Below are 12628 nucleotides of genomic sequence, written 5' to 3'. Positions count from 1 at the left end.
GGTATGAAAAGAGAAGAAAAATTGATTTGAGTTAATTTTGTATAAAGTTTCAACATTCATAGCGATAAATTTAAGATTAACTTATGAGAAATTTCTCGTAATAGATATTTCTCACAATAAAAAAGCCCTCAAGCAATTAAAATGTTGAGGGCTTTGGCACGATCGATTTATTTTATGAGGTAGATTCAGAAGCTGTTGAATTCTTTTTACCTTTTAAAATCTCAGTACGAATAGACTGTGCAAGTTCAGCGCAATCATTGTTCATCCCATTGATCATAAATGAATGACGTGTCAGTACATTGGTTGGATTTGGTAATGCAACCAATTGATAACATTCATCGATATGTTTGAGTTGATCGTTGCTTAAATACAATGCCATTTCTTTGGCAATCAGATGATTCACCAAACGATCTGCAGCTTCTAAAGCATCCAATTGCATCGCTTCAACTGAATTGGTCACAGCACAACGGGTTTGAAGAACGAAACGCTTATCTTCACGATAACGTTTATAAAGCACTTCAGATAACAGTTGAAAGACCGAGCCAATCATTAAAATGGATTGAGCTGCATTGGGTTTTTCAGCGTCGATGCTAACCAAAGCACCATTTTGATTAAATTCTTGGTGCACAGTGAAATCTTTAGAATTTAATTTGAAATGCTGTGCGCACAGCTCAATGCTTTTATTGAGAAAAATCTGACATAAATTAAAATAGGGCAATGACACAGATTGATTGACTGTATTCATCAATTGTTTTGGATCGTAATATTGAATGTTCAGTGCAATCACTTCACGATCATTTTCAAGTGTTGTGCTTGGCAATACTTTAGGTTCTGGTTTTGCTTTAATTTGAGCCTGTTGTTGAACTTGCGACATCGCAATGGTGTGATTGGCTTTTTCAGCTTCCAATGCTTCAGTGAGTTGCTGAATCTCATGTTTTAAACGAGCTTCATGATTCATACGCGCTAAAAACTCACTCCGTGTCGGACGAGCAATGGCACGATAAGCTAACCATAAGAAAGCATGAATCAGGAATGACACCAAAATTGCGAGCCATTGGGTACGTAGAATTTCCCCAATACTCGGTTTGATCAGTGTGATTTCAACAGTACCGACATTTTTTTCATTCTGCAAAGCATCACGAACAAAGATCTCACCTTGGCGAGTTTTAGCCATGCCACTGGTTGCAAGTACCTGTTTTTTTGAATCAAGAATACGAATTGACGCCACGCTTGGATTGGTCGCATAGCGATTGGCAAGCAGTGCCAATGAAACAGTATTGGCAGGCTCAAGTTCAGATAAGCTGTCTGTGACCAGCTGACTGGTCATGAGCTGACCCTGACTGGCACGGTTTTCATTTAACTGATGTGTTGTTGCAACTACCAATAAAAAGGTATGAAATGCAAAACTTACAATGAGTAGGCTAGCAAATAGCCCTTGTCTTGGCGCATTCAACGTAAACTTCCAAAGCAAAAATTTTCGATTTCGATTATGATTCTAACAATTGTTGTAGCTCAGACCCGAGTCAATTCATGCGAGAAATCATTCTTATTTCATTTTTAGGACCTGACCAACCCAATCAGTTTACTCGATTAATGCAAGTGTTGTCCGTACATTCTTTGCAAATATTAGATGTAGGGCAGGCGGTTATCCATAATCAATTGACTTTAGGTATTGTAGTTTCGTCAAACGATCAAACTGCAACAGCTTTAGCAATGAAAGACATCCTTATTTTAGCACATGATATTGGTTTAACAGTTCGTTTTAAACCGATTTCAGGGGCAGAATATGACCAGTGGGTGAGTGAAGGTGGGCAAACCCGTTATATCGTGACGGCTTTAGCACCCGAATTAACCGCTGCGCATTTACAAGCTGTGACCAATATTGTATCGAGCCAAGGTTTCAATATCGAAACTGTTACTCGATTATCTGGTCGTCCAGAACGTGATGGACAAAATGAAGGACCAAAGCGTTCTTGTGTTCAGTTTGGCTTAAAAGGGCAAATGCTCGATGCACAAGCCATGCGAGCAGCGTGTTTACGTCTTTCTGCCGAATCTAGCATCGATGTTGCTGTACAAGAAGACAATGCGTACCGTCGTAACCGTCGCCTTGTTTGCTTTGATATGGATTCCACATTGATTGAGCAAGAAGTGATTGACGAGCTCGCTAAAGAAGCTGGCGTTGGTGATCAAGTTGCTGAAATTACTGAACGTGCCATGCAAGGTGAGTTGGACTTCCAACAAAGCTTCCGTGCCCGTGTTGCATTGTTAAAAGGCTTAGATGCAGCGGTATTACCGAAAATTGCAGAACGCTTAACCATTACTGAAGGTGCTGAACGTTTAATTTCAACACTGAAATCTTTGGGTTATAAAACTGCAATATTATCTGGTGGCTTCCAATACTTCGCTGAGTATCTGCAAGAGAAATTGGGCATTGACGAAGTGCATGCCAATATTCTCGATGTTGAAAATGGTGTGGTGACGGGTGAAGTTCAAGGTCATATTGTGGATGGTGCGCGTAAAGCGTTCCTATTGACTCAATTGGCTGAAAAAATGGGTATTTCACCTGAACAAGCGATTGCAGTAGGGGATGGTGCAAACGATTTACCTATGCTTTCGATCGCAGGTTTAGGTGTTGCTTTCCGTGCTAAACCTTTGGTTCGTCAAAATGCCAATCAAGCGATTTCGAGCGTCGGTTTAGATGGTGTTTTGTATCTGCTCGGTGTACATGATAAAGATTTAAGTCGTGCATAATCTGTAAACGATATATTGCAAAACGATGACAAAATAGCGGCGAATTAGCCGCTATTTTTGTATGTAAATTAAACACATCATGGTGGTTGTATCACTTTTAAACAGACCAGTAAAAATATTCATTTCGAACTTAAAAAAGTTTTTTTATGTTTAAAAACTGTGTGTATTTTTTTGTAATGACACGCCAAGATTGATGGTGATTAGATTCTACGAAAAACAGGATTCTTAAAAAATGTAATGACAAATGAATGTTGCGACAAAGTATGTCGTTTGGAGTGAAAACAGCGCTTTTCTTCTGTTAAAAACACGACATAATGCAAAGCATAAGCTTTCTAAGATGATTAAAGAAAAATTATAAAGCTTGTTGTGTTGTGAAACACCATTTAGACGGTATTTGAAAGACATTATTGTGACGGAGGTTCTTATGGTATCAGCGACATTTGCAACTCTTATTGGATTCGGTCTGATTGCTGCAGCGTTGGCTACTGTTTTCTTTTCCCCTTACCGTCATTGGTTAGGTTTTATGTTTGCTGGGATGCTGTTTTGGGCGACGCTCGAAGCGATTCGTTATAGCGTACAAAATGTTTTCGACATTTCGATGGCATATAGTTATTTAACTGCGATCATGTTAGCGATGTCTGCTTTGATTGTGTTGTTGTTACGTGAAGATAATCGCGCGCAAAAAGCATTGGCAAATCGCCAATATATTGAACATACTCCAGTGTATGATGATGAATGAGTTGTGTTGTAAGTTTTCTGAGAATCTATAAACAATCACAATGACTTTAATTACACGAAAAAATTCAATTTAGACATTTAAAGGTATATCAAAATGGTATACCTTTTTTTCAGCTTATACTTTGTTCCAAAAGCCATGTCGAATAAATGACAAGTTATGCTAGGATGAACAAATTCAAATCTAATTTAAAATACAACAGGCTTTAATGTCATGAAACTCTCTGCAATTCCAGTTGTGAAGTTACCTATCGTTGATGCAAGTACAGATCCGCTGGATTTACTTGTATTGGGTTTATCTCTTCGTATGAAGCAATTGGCACGTACTAGTCCAAAATTTATTGAATTAACCCATGACCGTCAGTTCCGTATTCAAATTGGTACAGACTTGGGGGTGGCTCGCCAGATTATTGTCAACAATGGTCAGATTGAAACAGTTTCTGGTGCTGAAGAAAAAGCAGATTTTGTTTTGCAGTTTGCTGATAGTGAGCAAGGTGTAAAAACTTTGGTTAAAGGTGATCCAACTGCATTTATGACGGGTATGCAGAATGGCACGATCAAGATGGAAGGTGACTTCAGCTTATTGGTATGGTTTAACCAAGTGGCGAAATTGATTCCACCTAAAGTGCCAAAGCCAGTCAAAGATAAAATTAAATTGGCACGTCAGTTCTTAAAAGAAAAGACGGGTAAATCGTTTTAATAATTTGATTTAGAGTTTAGTTCTAAAAAAAGCCTTTCATACGTAATGTCAGTCAATTAAGAATTCTTGAATCCACCCCAACCCTCCTTTTCCAAAGGAGGGAGCTTTTCAATACTAAAAATTATTTTAGTAACAAGAAGTCCCCCTCTTTTTCAAAGAGGGGTTAGGGGAGATTTTAAGAATTTATCCAATCATTTTTCTTATTGATCAGTACTATCTCATAAGGGCTTTTTTTGTTTACGACTCTTTATAAAGTAATGAGTTTATTCCACTTCTAAATTAAAGGTCACAGGCCCATCATTGACCAAGTGCACTTTCATATCTGCGGCAAAAATACCAGTTTGTACATGTTCAAATTGTGATTGCGCATACTCAACTAGTTGTTCATACAATGCTTTCGCTTCAGCAGGAGGCATTGCTGGACCAAAATCTGGACGTAAGCCTTTCTGTGTTTGTGCCATTAGGGTAAATTGAGAAACCAATAATAAGCCACCATTGGCTTGGCTGACATTCCAGCCCATTTTGCCTTGGTCATCATCAAAAAAACGATATTTTAAGATTTTATCAATTAGCTTTTTGCCCTTTTCAAGATTGTCTTCTTTGCCCAATCCTAAAAAAACTAAAATTCCCTTTTGAATTTCACCCGTTGTTTCACCATCGACAACCACTTTGGCTTCAAGAACTCTTTGTAATAATGCGCGCATTTCGTAAATACAGTTAAAAGTTGATATATTTTTAAAGTTTAACAAATCCCATTCATTTTGTATTTTCTATAAAATTAAAATCAAGAGATATTACAAATAACCGAGTTTGAATAGTTTAGATACTTAGCGATTAATTTTATAAAAATTAGAGGTTTAAAATATTAAAAAGGATTTTTAAGAATATTAGATAATTTACAAATAAAACCATAATAAAAATATGGTTATTTAAATCAGTTTCAGCTACGCTAGTAATGTTTTAATTTTGTTCAGATACTTTGCGGTCAAGGGTATTGCTTGAAAAAATAAGATGATAATCATATTATCATTTGATTGTAATTAAAATTGGATTAAGACATGGAAAATAAAACAGCAAGGTTGACGATCTTAATCGATCCTATTAAAAAGCAAGCATTTGAAGAATTATGTCATCGTCAGGATTTGACACCGTCACAGGTTGTGCGTCAATTAATTCGTGATTATCTCAATACTCATGGGATTGAGTATGCAACGAAAGTACAAAATATTCAGAATGACAATACAAGATAAATAATGTCAAATGAACATAAATTAGGTTTAAAAAATCATGTGATTGTGAAAATAAAGTAGCCCTAATGAATAGGGCTATTTTATGTAAGCAAATAAATGAATTAAGAGAAATCCAAACCTTTTTCAAACGCTTTTAATTCATGGCGTGCCATTGCAAGATTTGATTTTTGACGATCTAAAACCAAATATAAAAATAATTCATCGTTGTTATCGAGTGGGCGCAAGATGTGATATTGCTTGCCCAAAGTGATTAAAACATCTTCGATTTTATCTTGTAGATTTAATGCATTAGCAACTTTGCGCTTTGCCCGAATCACTTCGGTATTACCAGCAGCAGCAAGCTCCAAATCAAGTCCAGAACCTGCAGTTGCAAGTGCTAAACCACTTGAACTGTCAACTAATGCAGCAGCAATAAACCCATCAATATCAACTAACGCATTTAAACTAAATTTTGCCATTTGAGTTTCCTTTTAGGCGAGGTAGTAAATAGTTTTTATGAACATTAAAGTACAATTTTTGTTAAGATGAATCATAATTAAAAACTAATGTGATTACAATCACAGTGAATAAAAAAATATTGAATAATATTATATGATAATAGTATGTTAATGTTTTTGTTTTAGTAACAATCTCTTTTCTGTTATTTATCTTGAACAGTAGAAAATTAAACGTTATTGATAGAAATATGGAACAATGTGTGAAATATTTCTGAAAATCGTAATTTTAGATTTGCAAGAAAGGATTTACTTTTTATAGTGGAACAAGATTATCTAAAGAGTTTGCTATGCAACCAATAATTCAGTCTTTGTTGGACACGGACTTATATAAATTCACCATGCTACAAGTGGTTTTACACAAATTCCCTCAAACGCATAGTGTGTATCACTTTCGTTGTCGAAATTTAGATGACACGGTATATCCATTGACGGATATTTTGGATGATTTGAACGAACAATTAGACTTGCTCTGTACCTTAAAATTCAAAGAAGATGAATTGGTCTATTTGCGCAGTTTGCGTTTTATCAAAAGTGATTTTGTTGATTATTTAGAATTATTCCAACTAAAACGCCGCTTTATTAAAGCTGGGGTCGACAGCGAAGGTCGTCTGGATATTTGGGTTGAAGGCCCGATGGTTCAAGCGATGATGTTTGAAATTTTTGTTCTCGCTATTGTGAATGAACTATATTTCCAACGCATTCGTTCTGATGAAGTTCTGGCAGAAGGTGAATGCCGACTGCAGGCAAAAGTGGCTTTGCTCAAGCAATATGAAAAAGAACAAAATCCGAATGATCCGCCACTTTTGGTTTCTGATTTTGGGACGCGTCGTCGTTATAGCTTAGATTGGCAACGTCATGTGATTGAGACTTTCCATAAAGCTGTGCCCAACGTATTTCGTGGTACCAGTAATGTTTTGATCGCCAAAGAGTTGAATATTTTCCCGATTGGAACCATGGCGCATGAATTTCTTCAAGCTTTTCAAGCGCTAGATGTGCGCTTACGAGATTTCCAAAAATCTGCACTTGAAACTTGGGTACAAGAATACCGTGGCGATTTAGGCATTGCATTGACTGACGTGGTCGGTATGGATGCATTCTTACGTGATTTTGACTTATATTTTGCCAAGTTATTTGATGGTTTACGTCATGATAGTGGTGACCCATTTGAATGGGGCGATAAAGCGTATCAGCACTATCGTAAGCTTAAAATTGATACAAAAACTAAAATGCTGACCTTTAGTGATGGTTTGGATATCGAACGAGCTTGGGCGTTATATCAATATTTCAAAGATCGTTTTCAAGTCAGTTTTGGTATTGGAACAAATCTCACCAATGATATGGGGCAAAAACCGCTTAATATTGTGTTGAAATTAGTAGAATGTAATGGACAGTCTGTGGCCAAAATTTCAGATAGTCCTGGTAAAACCATGACCGATAATGACACTTTCTTGGCATATCTACGTCAGGTGTTTGAAATACCAGAAGTTGTTGAATAATGGAAAATTGATAGCTGATTTTTTGCTAAAAGAATGCGAAAAATCAGCATATTGCTGAAATACACTGTGCTAAGATCATGACTGTCCAAGGTCTTAAAATAGAAAAATTGTATGACAACTACAAGCTTTAACTTCGGATTACTCATTGAAGCAGAACAACTTGTGCCGTTTTTAGGGCACGACAAAATCCGTATTGTCGATTTAAGTCGAACTTCAGTTTATGAACAGTTACATATTCCGCATGCATTGCATGTAAAACCGCAGTTATTGGTTCGACAAGAAGAACAAGCTTCGGGTTTGTTGCCTGATGAAGAGGGCTTAAAGGCTTTAGTTGAATATCTAAATATCACCCCAGATCATCATGTGGTGGTCTATGATGATGAAGGTGGTGCTTGGGCTGGGCGTCTCATTTGGAACCTGCATAGTTTAGGTTTTTACAATACAAGTCTATTAAATGGTGGCATTCACGCATGGTTGGCAGAAGCTTATCCGACCTCATCAGACACAGAAACTTTTGAGAAAGTAACCCCATTGGTACAGGTAAATTTAACCGATATTGAACAGTATCGTATTGAATATAATCAATTACTCGAAAAAGTTGAGCAACAGGCGATTCAAGTTTGGGATTGTCGGACTTCAGAAGAATATACAGGGCAACGCTTGGCAGCTAGACGCGGCGGTCACATTCCAAGTGCACGACATTTTGAGTGGAGTACTGCAATTAATCGTCAAAATCATTTAAAATTGCATCCATTAGAACGCACGCAACAACGTTTAGAACAATTGGGCTTTCGATTTGATCAACCTGTGGTGGTATATTGTCAATCACATCATCGTTCAGGTTTAGCTTATATTCTAGGTCGTTTATTGAATTGGAAAATTCAAGCCTACGATGGTGCGTGGAGCGAATGGGGCAATCGCCTTGACAGTCCAATTATTACTGGAGAATCACCTGCGTGAGTCTTACATCTAAGTTAAAAAAACAAATTTTTATTCAAGCGCAAAAAGTCGTTCCACAACAGCAATTGAGCCGTGTTGTCGGTAAAGTTGCAGCCAGTGAAAACCCAATCATTAAAAATGTCGTAATTCAAGCATTTAAAGCTCAATATGGCATTGATCTTTCGATTGCAGAGCAAACCGATGCTTTAAAATATAAATCATTTAATGAATTTTTTACCCGAGCTTTAAAAGATGGGACTCGTGAAATTGATGCTGATCCAACCAGTATCGTATCACCCGCAGATGGCGCAATTTCACAACTTGGTAAAATTGAAAACGGTGATGTGTTTCAAGCCAAGGGTCAAAGCTTTTCAGTTGATAAGTTAATTGGTGATCCACAATTGGCTGCACCATTTATCAATGGTGAGTTTGCGACAGTCTATTTATCACCACGTGATTACCATCGTGTGCATGTACCTTTTGCAGGGACTTTGACAGAAACTTTGTATATTCCGGGTGAGTTATTCTCAGTGAATCAAACCACTGCGGAAAATATTCCAGGATTATTTGCACGTAATGAACGTATGGTGTGTTTGTTTGACACTGAACTTGGTCGTATGGCGGTGGTTTTAGTGGGTGCTATGATTGTTGCTGGGATTGAAACAGTCGCGACAGGTAAGGTTAAACCTACAGGTCGAGTTGAACTCAATCATCACGAATTAAAGTTAGAAAAAGGTGCTGAACTCGGTCGTTTCTATTTAGGTTCAACGGCAATTGTTTTATTTGAACAAGATAAAATGAATTGGGATGCACAATTTAAGGCAAATTCGGAAGTGGTGATGGGCGAAGCTTTAGGTCATACGCTTTAATTGTTATCTGTTTAAGTATCATCATTTAAGCATAACTATTTGCTTTACTATGCTGATTAAAAAACACCTTCTAATTTAGAAGGTGTTTTTTATTTTAAATTGGCGTGATTTAAAAGTGTTGTGCGAATTTTCTATAAATTACGTGATTTTCGATTGAATTACCCTGCAAAATCAAGGCGTTCTTTCGGGAAAACCACTCTAAATATTGACCCCTGATTTTCTTTAGAATCAATTTCTAAGTAAGCGCCGTGTTGCATAAGTACGTGTTTTACAATCGCCAGTCCTAAGCCTGTTCCACCCGTTTGACGGCTACGCGCACTATCCACACGGTAAAAACGCTCGGTTAAACGAGGGATATGTTTCGGATCAATGCCGATGCCCGTATCTTCAACAGTGAAATAACCATGCTCAGCATCATCATGCCATCCGATGGTTACTGTCCCGCCTTTTGGGGTGTACTTAATGGCGTTAGTAATTAGATTACTAAACGCACTGGCAAGTTCTGCATCTGAACCAATCAAGTCACAATGACTGTCAATATCGAGGTTTAAAGTATGTCCATAATCGACATTGTAGGCTTGTGCATCATCAAATAATTGATTCATTAAATTTGGCATATCAATGATTTGATTCTTCGCAATTTGCTTATTGCCTTCCAAACGTGACAATAGCAATAAATCATTCACCAAAGCATTCATGCGACGGGTTTGCGATTGCATCTGCTCAAATGCACGTTTCCAACGCGGATTTAAATCTTCTTGATCGGTAAAGGTTTCAATATAACCGCTGAGTACAGTCAGCGGTGTACGTAATTCATGTGAAATATTATCGACGAAATCTTTACGCATTTGTTCTAAGTTATGCACACGTGTAACGTCATAAGCGACGAGTAAACGACTCTCACTACCAAATCTGGTCAATTTAATTTGAACATAGTGCTCTTCATAAACGGATGATTTGATTTTGATTCCATCAGGTGATTGGTCAATATTATTAAAATATTCAATAAAACTGGGTTGACGAATAATCGTGAGAATATTGCGTCCACGATCCAAAGGTTGGATCCCGAGTAGCCTTTCTGCCGCAGGATTCCACCATTCAATTTGGTGTAATTCATCCGTAAGAATAACGGCTTCAGCTAAGGCAACCAGTGAAGATTGTGCGCGATCAATGAGCCCAACCATTTCAGCTTGAACAACACGTTCTTGGCGTTGAGCACGATAAACATTGAAAAGCAGTGCGCCCCAAATCCCCTCTAAGTTGGGTGGTGAATCGTAAGGTCGATTAGAAATCCACTCGTTCACAAGGTATAAAGAGCGCAACTGAAACATAAAAAAAACAGCAAAGGCAATGGAGATGCAAATCCAAAAGTACCCGATCCCTAAACCAATAAATCCACCGATAACGATTAAGAAAGCCAGTAGACGTAAATCTTGTTTAGCAAACTCCCACAGACTGCTATAGCGGAATTTTTTATGTTCACGTGCAAGGTCTGGGACGGGGTAGGGTTCATACATAGAAAATTTTTTACCTAGAGAATCATTGCTTTGAAAATATTTAGCCTAAAGCAACATCTGCACGTGTAGAGAAGCGATAGCCTGTTCCGCGGACAGTTTGTACATAGCGGTCAGCACCATAAGGTTCAAGTACTTTGCGCAAACGACGGATGTGTACATCAATGGTACGGTCTTCTATATAGACATTGCCACCCCAAACTTGATCCAGTAATTGAGCACGCGTATAAGCACGTTCTGGATGGGTCATGAAGAATGCCAATAAGCGATATTCTGTTGGCCCCATATCTAAAATGCTGTTGCCAAAACTAACACGTTGGCTAACAGGATCTAGGACTAAGCCATTGGCATCAATGGTTTTTTCACCACTGAGTGCATTGGCACGACGTAATACTGCTTTAATACGAGAAACCAATTCACGTGTTGAGAATGGTTTGGTCATATAGTCATCTGCACCCGCATCTAGACCTTGAACTTTATGGTCTTCTTCACCACGGGCAGTCAACATGATGACAGGAATTTCAGATAAATTTTCATCACGTTTTAAGCGACGACATAAGTCTACACCACTGACACCACCAGGCATCATCCAGTCGAGTAGAATCAAAGCTGGTCGTTGGTCAACGATCATTTGATGGGCTTGTTTTGCATCTTCAGCTTGTAAACATTGGAAACCAGCCATATCCAATGAAGTGTGAATCATTTCTCGAATCGGAAGTTCGTCATCGACGATTAATATATAGTCATCTTTCACAACGCAATATCCTATGTATGAACGGTGTACCGTTTTTTATTTATGACAGGCTTATTACAAAGATTAATTGTGACAGTATCATTGCAAAAAGGAGATGTTGGTGCTTTTTTGCAAAAAAATGTGACAAAAAAATGCCATTCTGATGAATGAACTATGACATTTGAACAATAAGTCACTTTTATTTTTCAGTAAAAGTGTCTTTAATGATTTGAAAATAATTAAAATTTGACAGTTTTATGACAAAGTTAATTTAACTCAAATGATTAAAATTAAAAACTATTTTGTGGAAAATGAATCTATTAATGAGACAAATACGGTTTCACAGGCTGAAACAATTTCATCGAGGGATTGTTTAAAGCCACCCATCACCCAACGAATGGCGATTTGAGTAACATAACCATTCAGTCCAGTCGCAACAAGGGAGATTTCTTGTTCACTGCGCTCAATATGAGGCAACATCAACGTGACAAAGGAATGGATTAAACGATCAAAACGTCCCATGGTTTCATGGATGGTGGCGTGATTATGCAGTTCTTGAACCAACATGGCATCCACATAAATAATACGAGCAACGCGTGGATCATCTTTTAACATGGTAAAAATTGCAGTGAGACCACTTCGAATCATATTTTTTGGATCAGGTGCAGCTTGCATAACACCTGTCATGACAGTTTGTTGTAATTGTTCAATGAGTTGTAAAAAAATGGTTTGAAAAAGATCTTCGCTTTTCTTGAATGACTCATAGAAATAACGTTCAGTCAGTTTTGCTTCATTACAAATGTCTTTGACCGTCACAGAAAAAAAACCATGATTTCCATAGGCTTCAATCCCTGCTTCGATTAATTTTTCTCGACGTGCAAGTTTACGCTCAGACAGAGACATGCCTTTAAATTGACGTTCTTTTGTTGTTTTTATGGTTTTCTTTTCAGTTAAAGTTTGCTCAGTCATCTTAAAAAAATACTCGTGTCATGATCGATTGTCACAAAGAAGCGGCTATTTTAGCAATAAAAGCCATTGAAACCTATTCTGTTATTTTTGTATAAAAAAACATCGGATAATTGATAATATAATATTGACAATATGAATTGTCAAAATTATATTGTGCATGAGAGCTGCACATATT

13 protein-coding genes are annotated in these 12628 nt (G+C 37.4%); 7 read left to right on the top strand and 6 right to left on the bottom strand.

What is annotated here, in order from left to right:
• Nucleotides 1-172: 172 nt before the first annotated feature.
• Nucleotides 173-1453: a hypothetical protein gene (locus EXE09_RS07825; protein WP_087552635.1), complete on the bottom strand. Its 1281-nt coding sequence runs from the start codon at nt 1451-1453 to the stop codon at nt 173-175.
• Nucleotides 1454-1530: 77 nt separating this feature from the next.
• Here EXE09_RS07825 and serB point away from each other — a divergent pair, with 77 nt between their 5' ends.
• The 3 genes from serB to EXE09_RS07810 all read left to right on the top strand — a co-directional run bounded on the left by serB (nt 1531) and on the right by EXE09_RS07810 (nt 4186).
• Entirely contained in the window at nt 1531-2751 is a 1221-nt protein-coding gene (serB, locus tag EXE09_RS07820; RefSeq protein ID WP_068973389.1) for a phosphoserine phosphatase SerB, read from the top strand.
• A gap of 424 nt (nt 2752-3175) precedes the next feature.
• The gene (gene aciT, locus EXE09_RS07815) at nt 3176-3490 is read left to right on the top strand and encodes a ciprofloxacin tolerance protein AciT (RefSeq protein ID WP_068973390.1); all 315 of its coding nucleotides are present in this window, start codon (nt 3176-3178) and stop codon (nt 3488-3490) included.
• 210 nt (nt 3491-3700) lie between these two features.
• The gene (locus EXE09_RS07810) at nt 3701-4186 is read left to right on the top strand and encodes an SCP2 sterol-binding domain-containing protein (protein WP_068973391.1); all 486 of its coding nucleotides are present in this window, start codon (nt 3701-3703) and stop codon (nt 4184-4186) included.
• A 263-nt stretch (nt 4187-4449) separates the two neighbouring features.
• On the opposite strand, the gene dtd is transcribed toward EXE09_RS07810, so the two are convergent.
• Complete coding sequence (gene dtd, locus EXE09_RS07805) at nt 4450-4890, bottom strand: D-aminoacyl-tRNA deacylase (protein WP_130113389.1); 441 nt, start codon at nt 4888-4890, stop codon at nt 4450-4452.
• Between the two features lie 354 nt (nt 4891-5244).
• Between dtd and EXE09_RS07800 the strand changes: the two genes are divergently transcribed.
• A complete protein-coding gene (locus tag EXE09_RS07800) occupies nt 5245-5436 on the top strand; it encodes a ribbon-helix-helix domain-containing protein (protein WP_130113388.1) in 192 nt (63 codons plus the stop codon).
• 101 nt (nt 5437-5537) lie between these two features.
• Here the strand turns inward: EXE09_RS07800 and EXE09_RS07795 are convergent, their stop codons facing one another.
• Nucleotides 5538-5894, bottom strand: a complete 357-nt coding sequence (locus EXE09_RS07795) for a hypothetical protein (protein WP_068973394.1) — start codon at nt 5892-5894, stop codon at nt 5538-5540.
• A gap of 326 nt (nt 5895-6220) precedes the next feature.
• On the opposite strand from EXE09_RS07795, the gene pncB reads away from it, so the two are divergent.
• The 3 genes from pncB (at nt 6221) to asd (ending at nt 9237) form a co-directional block, all read left to right on the top strand.
• Complete coding sequence (pncB, locus tag EXE09_RS07790) at nt 6221-7429, top strand: nicotinate phosphoribosyltransferase (protein ID WP_068973395.1); 1209 nt, start codon at nt 6221-6223, stop codon at nt 7427-7429.
• A gap of 111 nt (nt 7430-7540) precedes the next feature.
• Nucleotides 7541-8389 carry a sulfurtransferase gene (locus EXE09_RS07785; protein ID WP_130116890.1) on the top strand — a complete coding sequence of 283 codons (849 nt, stop codon included), beginning with the start codon at nt 7541-7543 and terminating at the stop codon, nt 8387-8389.
• Nucleotides 8386-9237, top strand: a complete 852-nt coding sequence (asd, locus tag EXE09_RS07780; protein WP_087552632.1) for an archaetidylserine decarboxylase — start codon at nt 8386-8388, stop codon at nt 9235-9237. The genes EXE09_RS07785 and asd overlap by 4 nt, the downstream gene beginning before the upstream one ends.
• Nucleotides 9238-9395: 158 nt before the next feature.
• Here asd and phoR read toward each other — a convergent pair whose 3' ends face one another.
• The 3 genes from phoR to EXE09_RS07765 form a co-directional block, all read right to left on the bottom strand.
• Nucleotides 9396-10754, bottom strand: a complete 1359-nt coding sequence (gene phoR / locus EXE09_RS07775) for a phosphate regulon sensor histidine kinase PhoR (protein WP_087552631.1) — start codon at nt 10752-10754, stop codon at nt 9396-9398.
• A gap of 40 nt (nt 10755-10794) precedes the next feature.
• Nucleotides 10795-11505 (bottom strand): phosphate regulon transcriptional regulator PhoB, encoded by a 711-nt coding sequence (gene phoB, locus EXE09_RS07770; RefSeq protein WP_068973399.1) that lies wholly within the window; start codon nt 11503-11505, stop codon nt 10795-10797.
• A 276-nt stretch (nt 11506-11781) separates the two neighbouring features.
• Nucleotides 11782-12453, bottom strand: coding sequence for a TetR/AcrR family transcriptional regulator (locus EXE09_RS07765; protein ID WP_068973400.1), 672 nt, complete (start codon nt 12451-12453; stop codon nt 11782-11784).
• Nucleotides 12454-12628 lie beyond the last annotated feature (175 nt).

Origin of the sequence: Acinetobacter sp. WCHAc060025 (assembly GCF_004209355.1) — a bacterium.
GTDB lineage: Bacteria > Pseudomonadota > Gammaproteobacteria > Pseudomonadales > Moraxellaceae > Acinetobacter > Acinetobacter wuhouensis.
Note: the sequence above shows the minus strand (reverse complement) of the source record. Positions and strands in the feature narration are given on the sequence as shown.

What these genes read in the sequence shown, in the direction of transcription:
- EXE09_RS07785 (WP_130116890.1), top strand. Translation starts at nt 7,541, where the DNA reads ATGACAACTACAAGCTTTAACTTCGGATTACTCATTGAAGCAGAACAA.
- EXE09_RS07765 (WP_068973400.1), bottom strand. Translation starts at nt 12,453, where the DNA reads ATGACTGAGCAAACTTTAACTGAAAAGAAAACCATAAAAACAACAAAA.
- pncB (WP_068973395.1), top strand. Translation starts at nt 6,221, where the DNA reads ATGCAACCAATAATTCAGTCTTTGTTGGACACGGACTTATATAAATTC.
- EXE09_RS07795 (WP_068973394.1), bottom strand. Translation starts at nt 5,894, where the DNA reads ATGGCAAAATTTAGTTTAAATGCGTTAGTTGATATTGATGGGTTTATT.
- aciT (WP_068973390.1), top strand. Translation starts at nt 3,176, where the DNA reads ATGGTATCAGCGACATTTGCAACTCTTATTGGATTCGGTCTGATTGCT.
- dtd (WP_130113389.1), bottom strand. Translation starts at nt 4,890, where the DNA reads ATGCGCGCATTATTACAAAGAGTTCTTGAAGCCAAAGTGGTTGTCGAT.
- serB (WP_068973389.1), top strand. Translation starts at nt 1,531, where the DNA reads ATGCGAGAAATCATTCTTATTTCATTTTTAGGACCTGACCAACCCAAT.
- EXE09_RS07800 (WP_130113388.1), top strand. Translation starts at nt 5,245, where the DNA reads ATGGAAAATAAAACAGCAAGGTTGACGATCTTAATCGATCCTATTAAA.
- phoR (WP_087552631.1), bottom strand. Translation starts at nt 10,754, where the DNA reads ATGTATGAACCCTACCCCGTCCCAGACCTTGCACGTGAACATAAAAAA.
- EXE09_RS07810 (WP_068973391.1), top strand. Translation starts at nt 3,701, where the DNA reads ATGAAACTCTCTGCAATTCCAGTTGTGAAGTTACCTATCGTTGATGCA.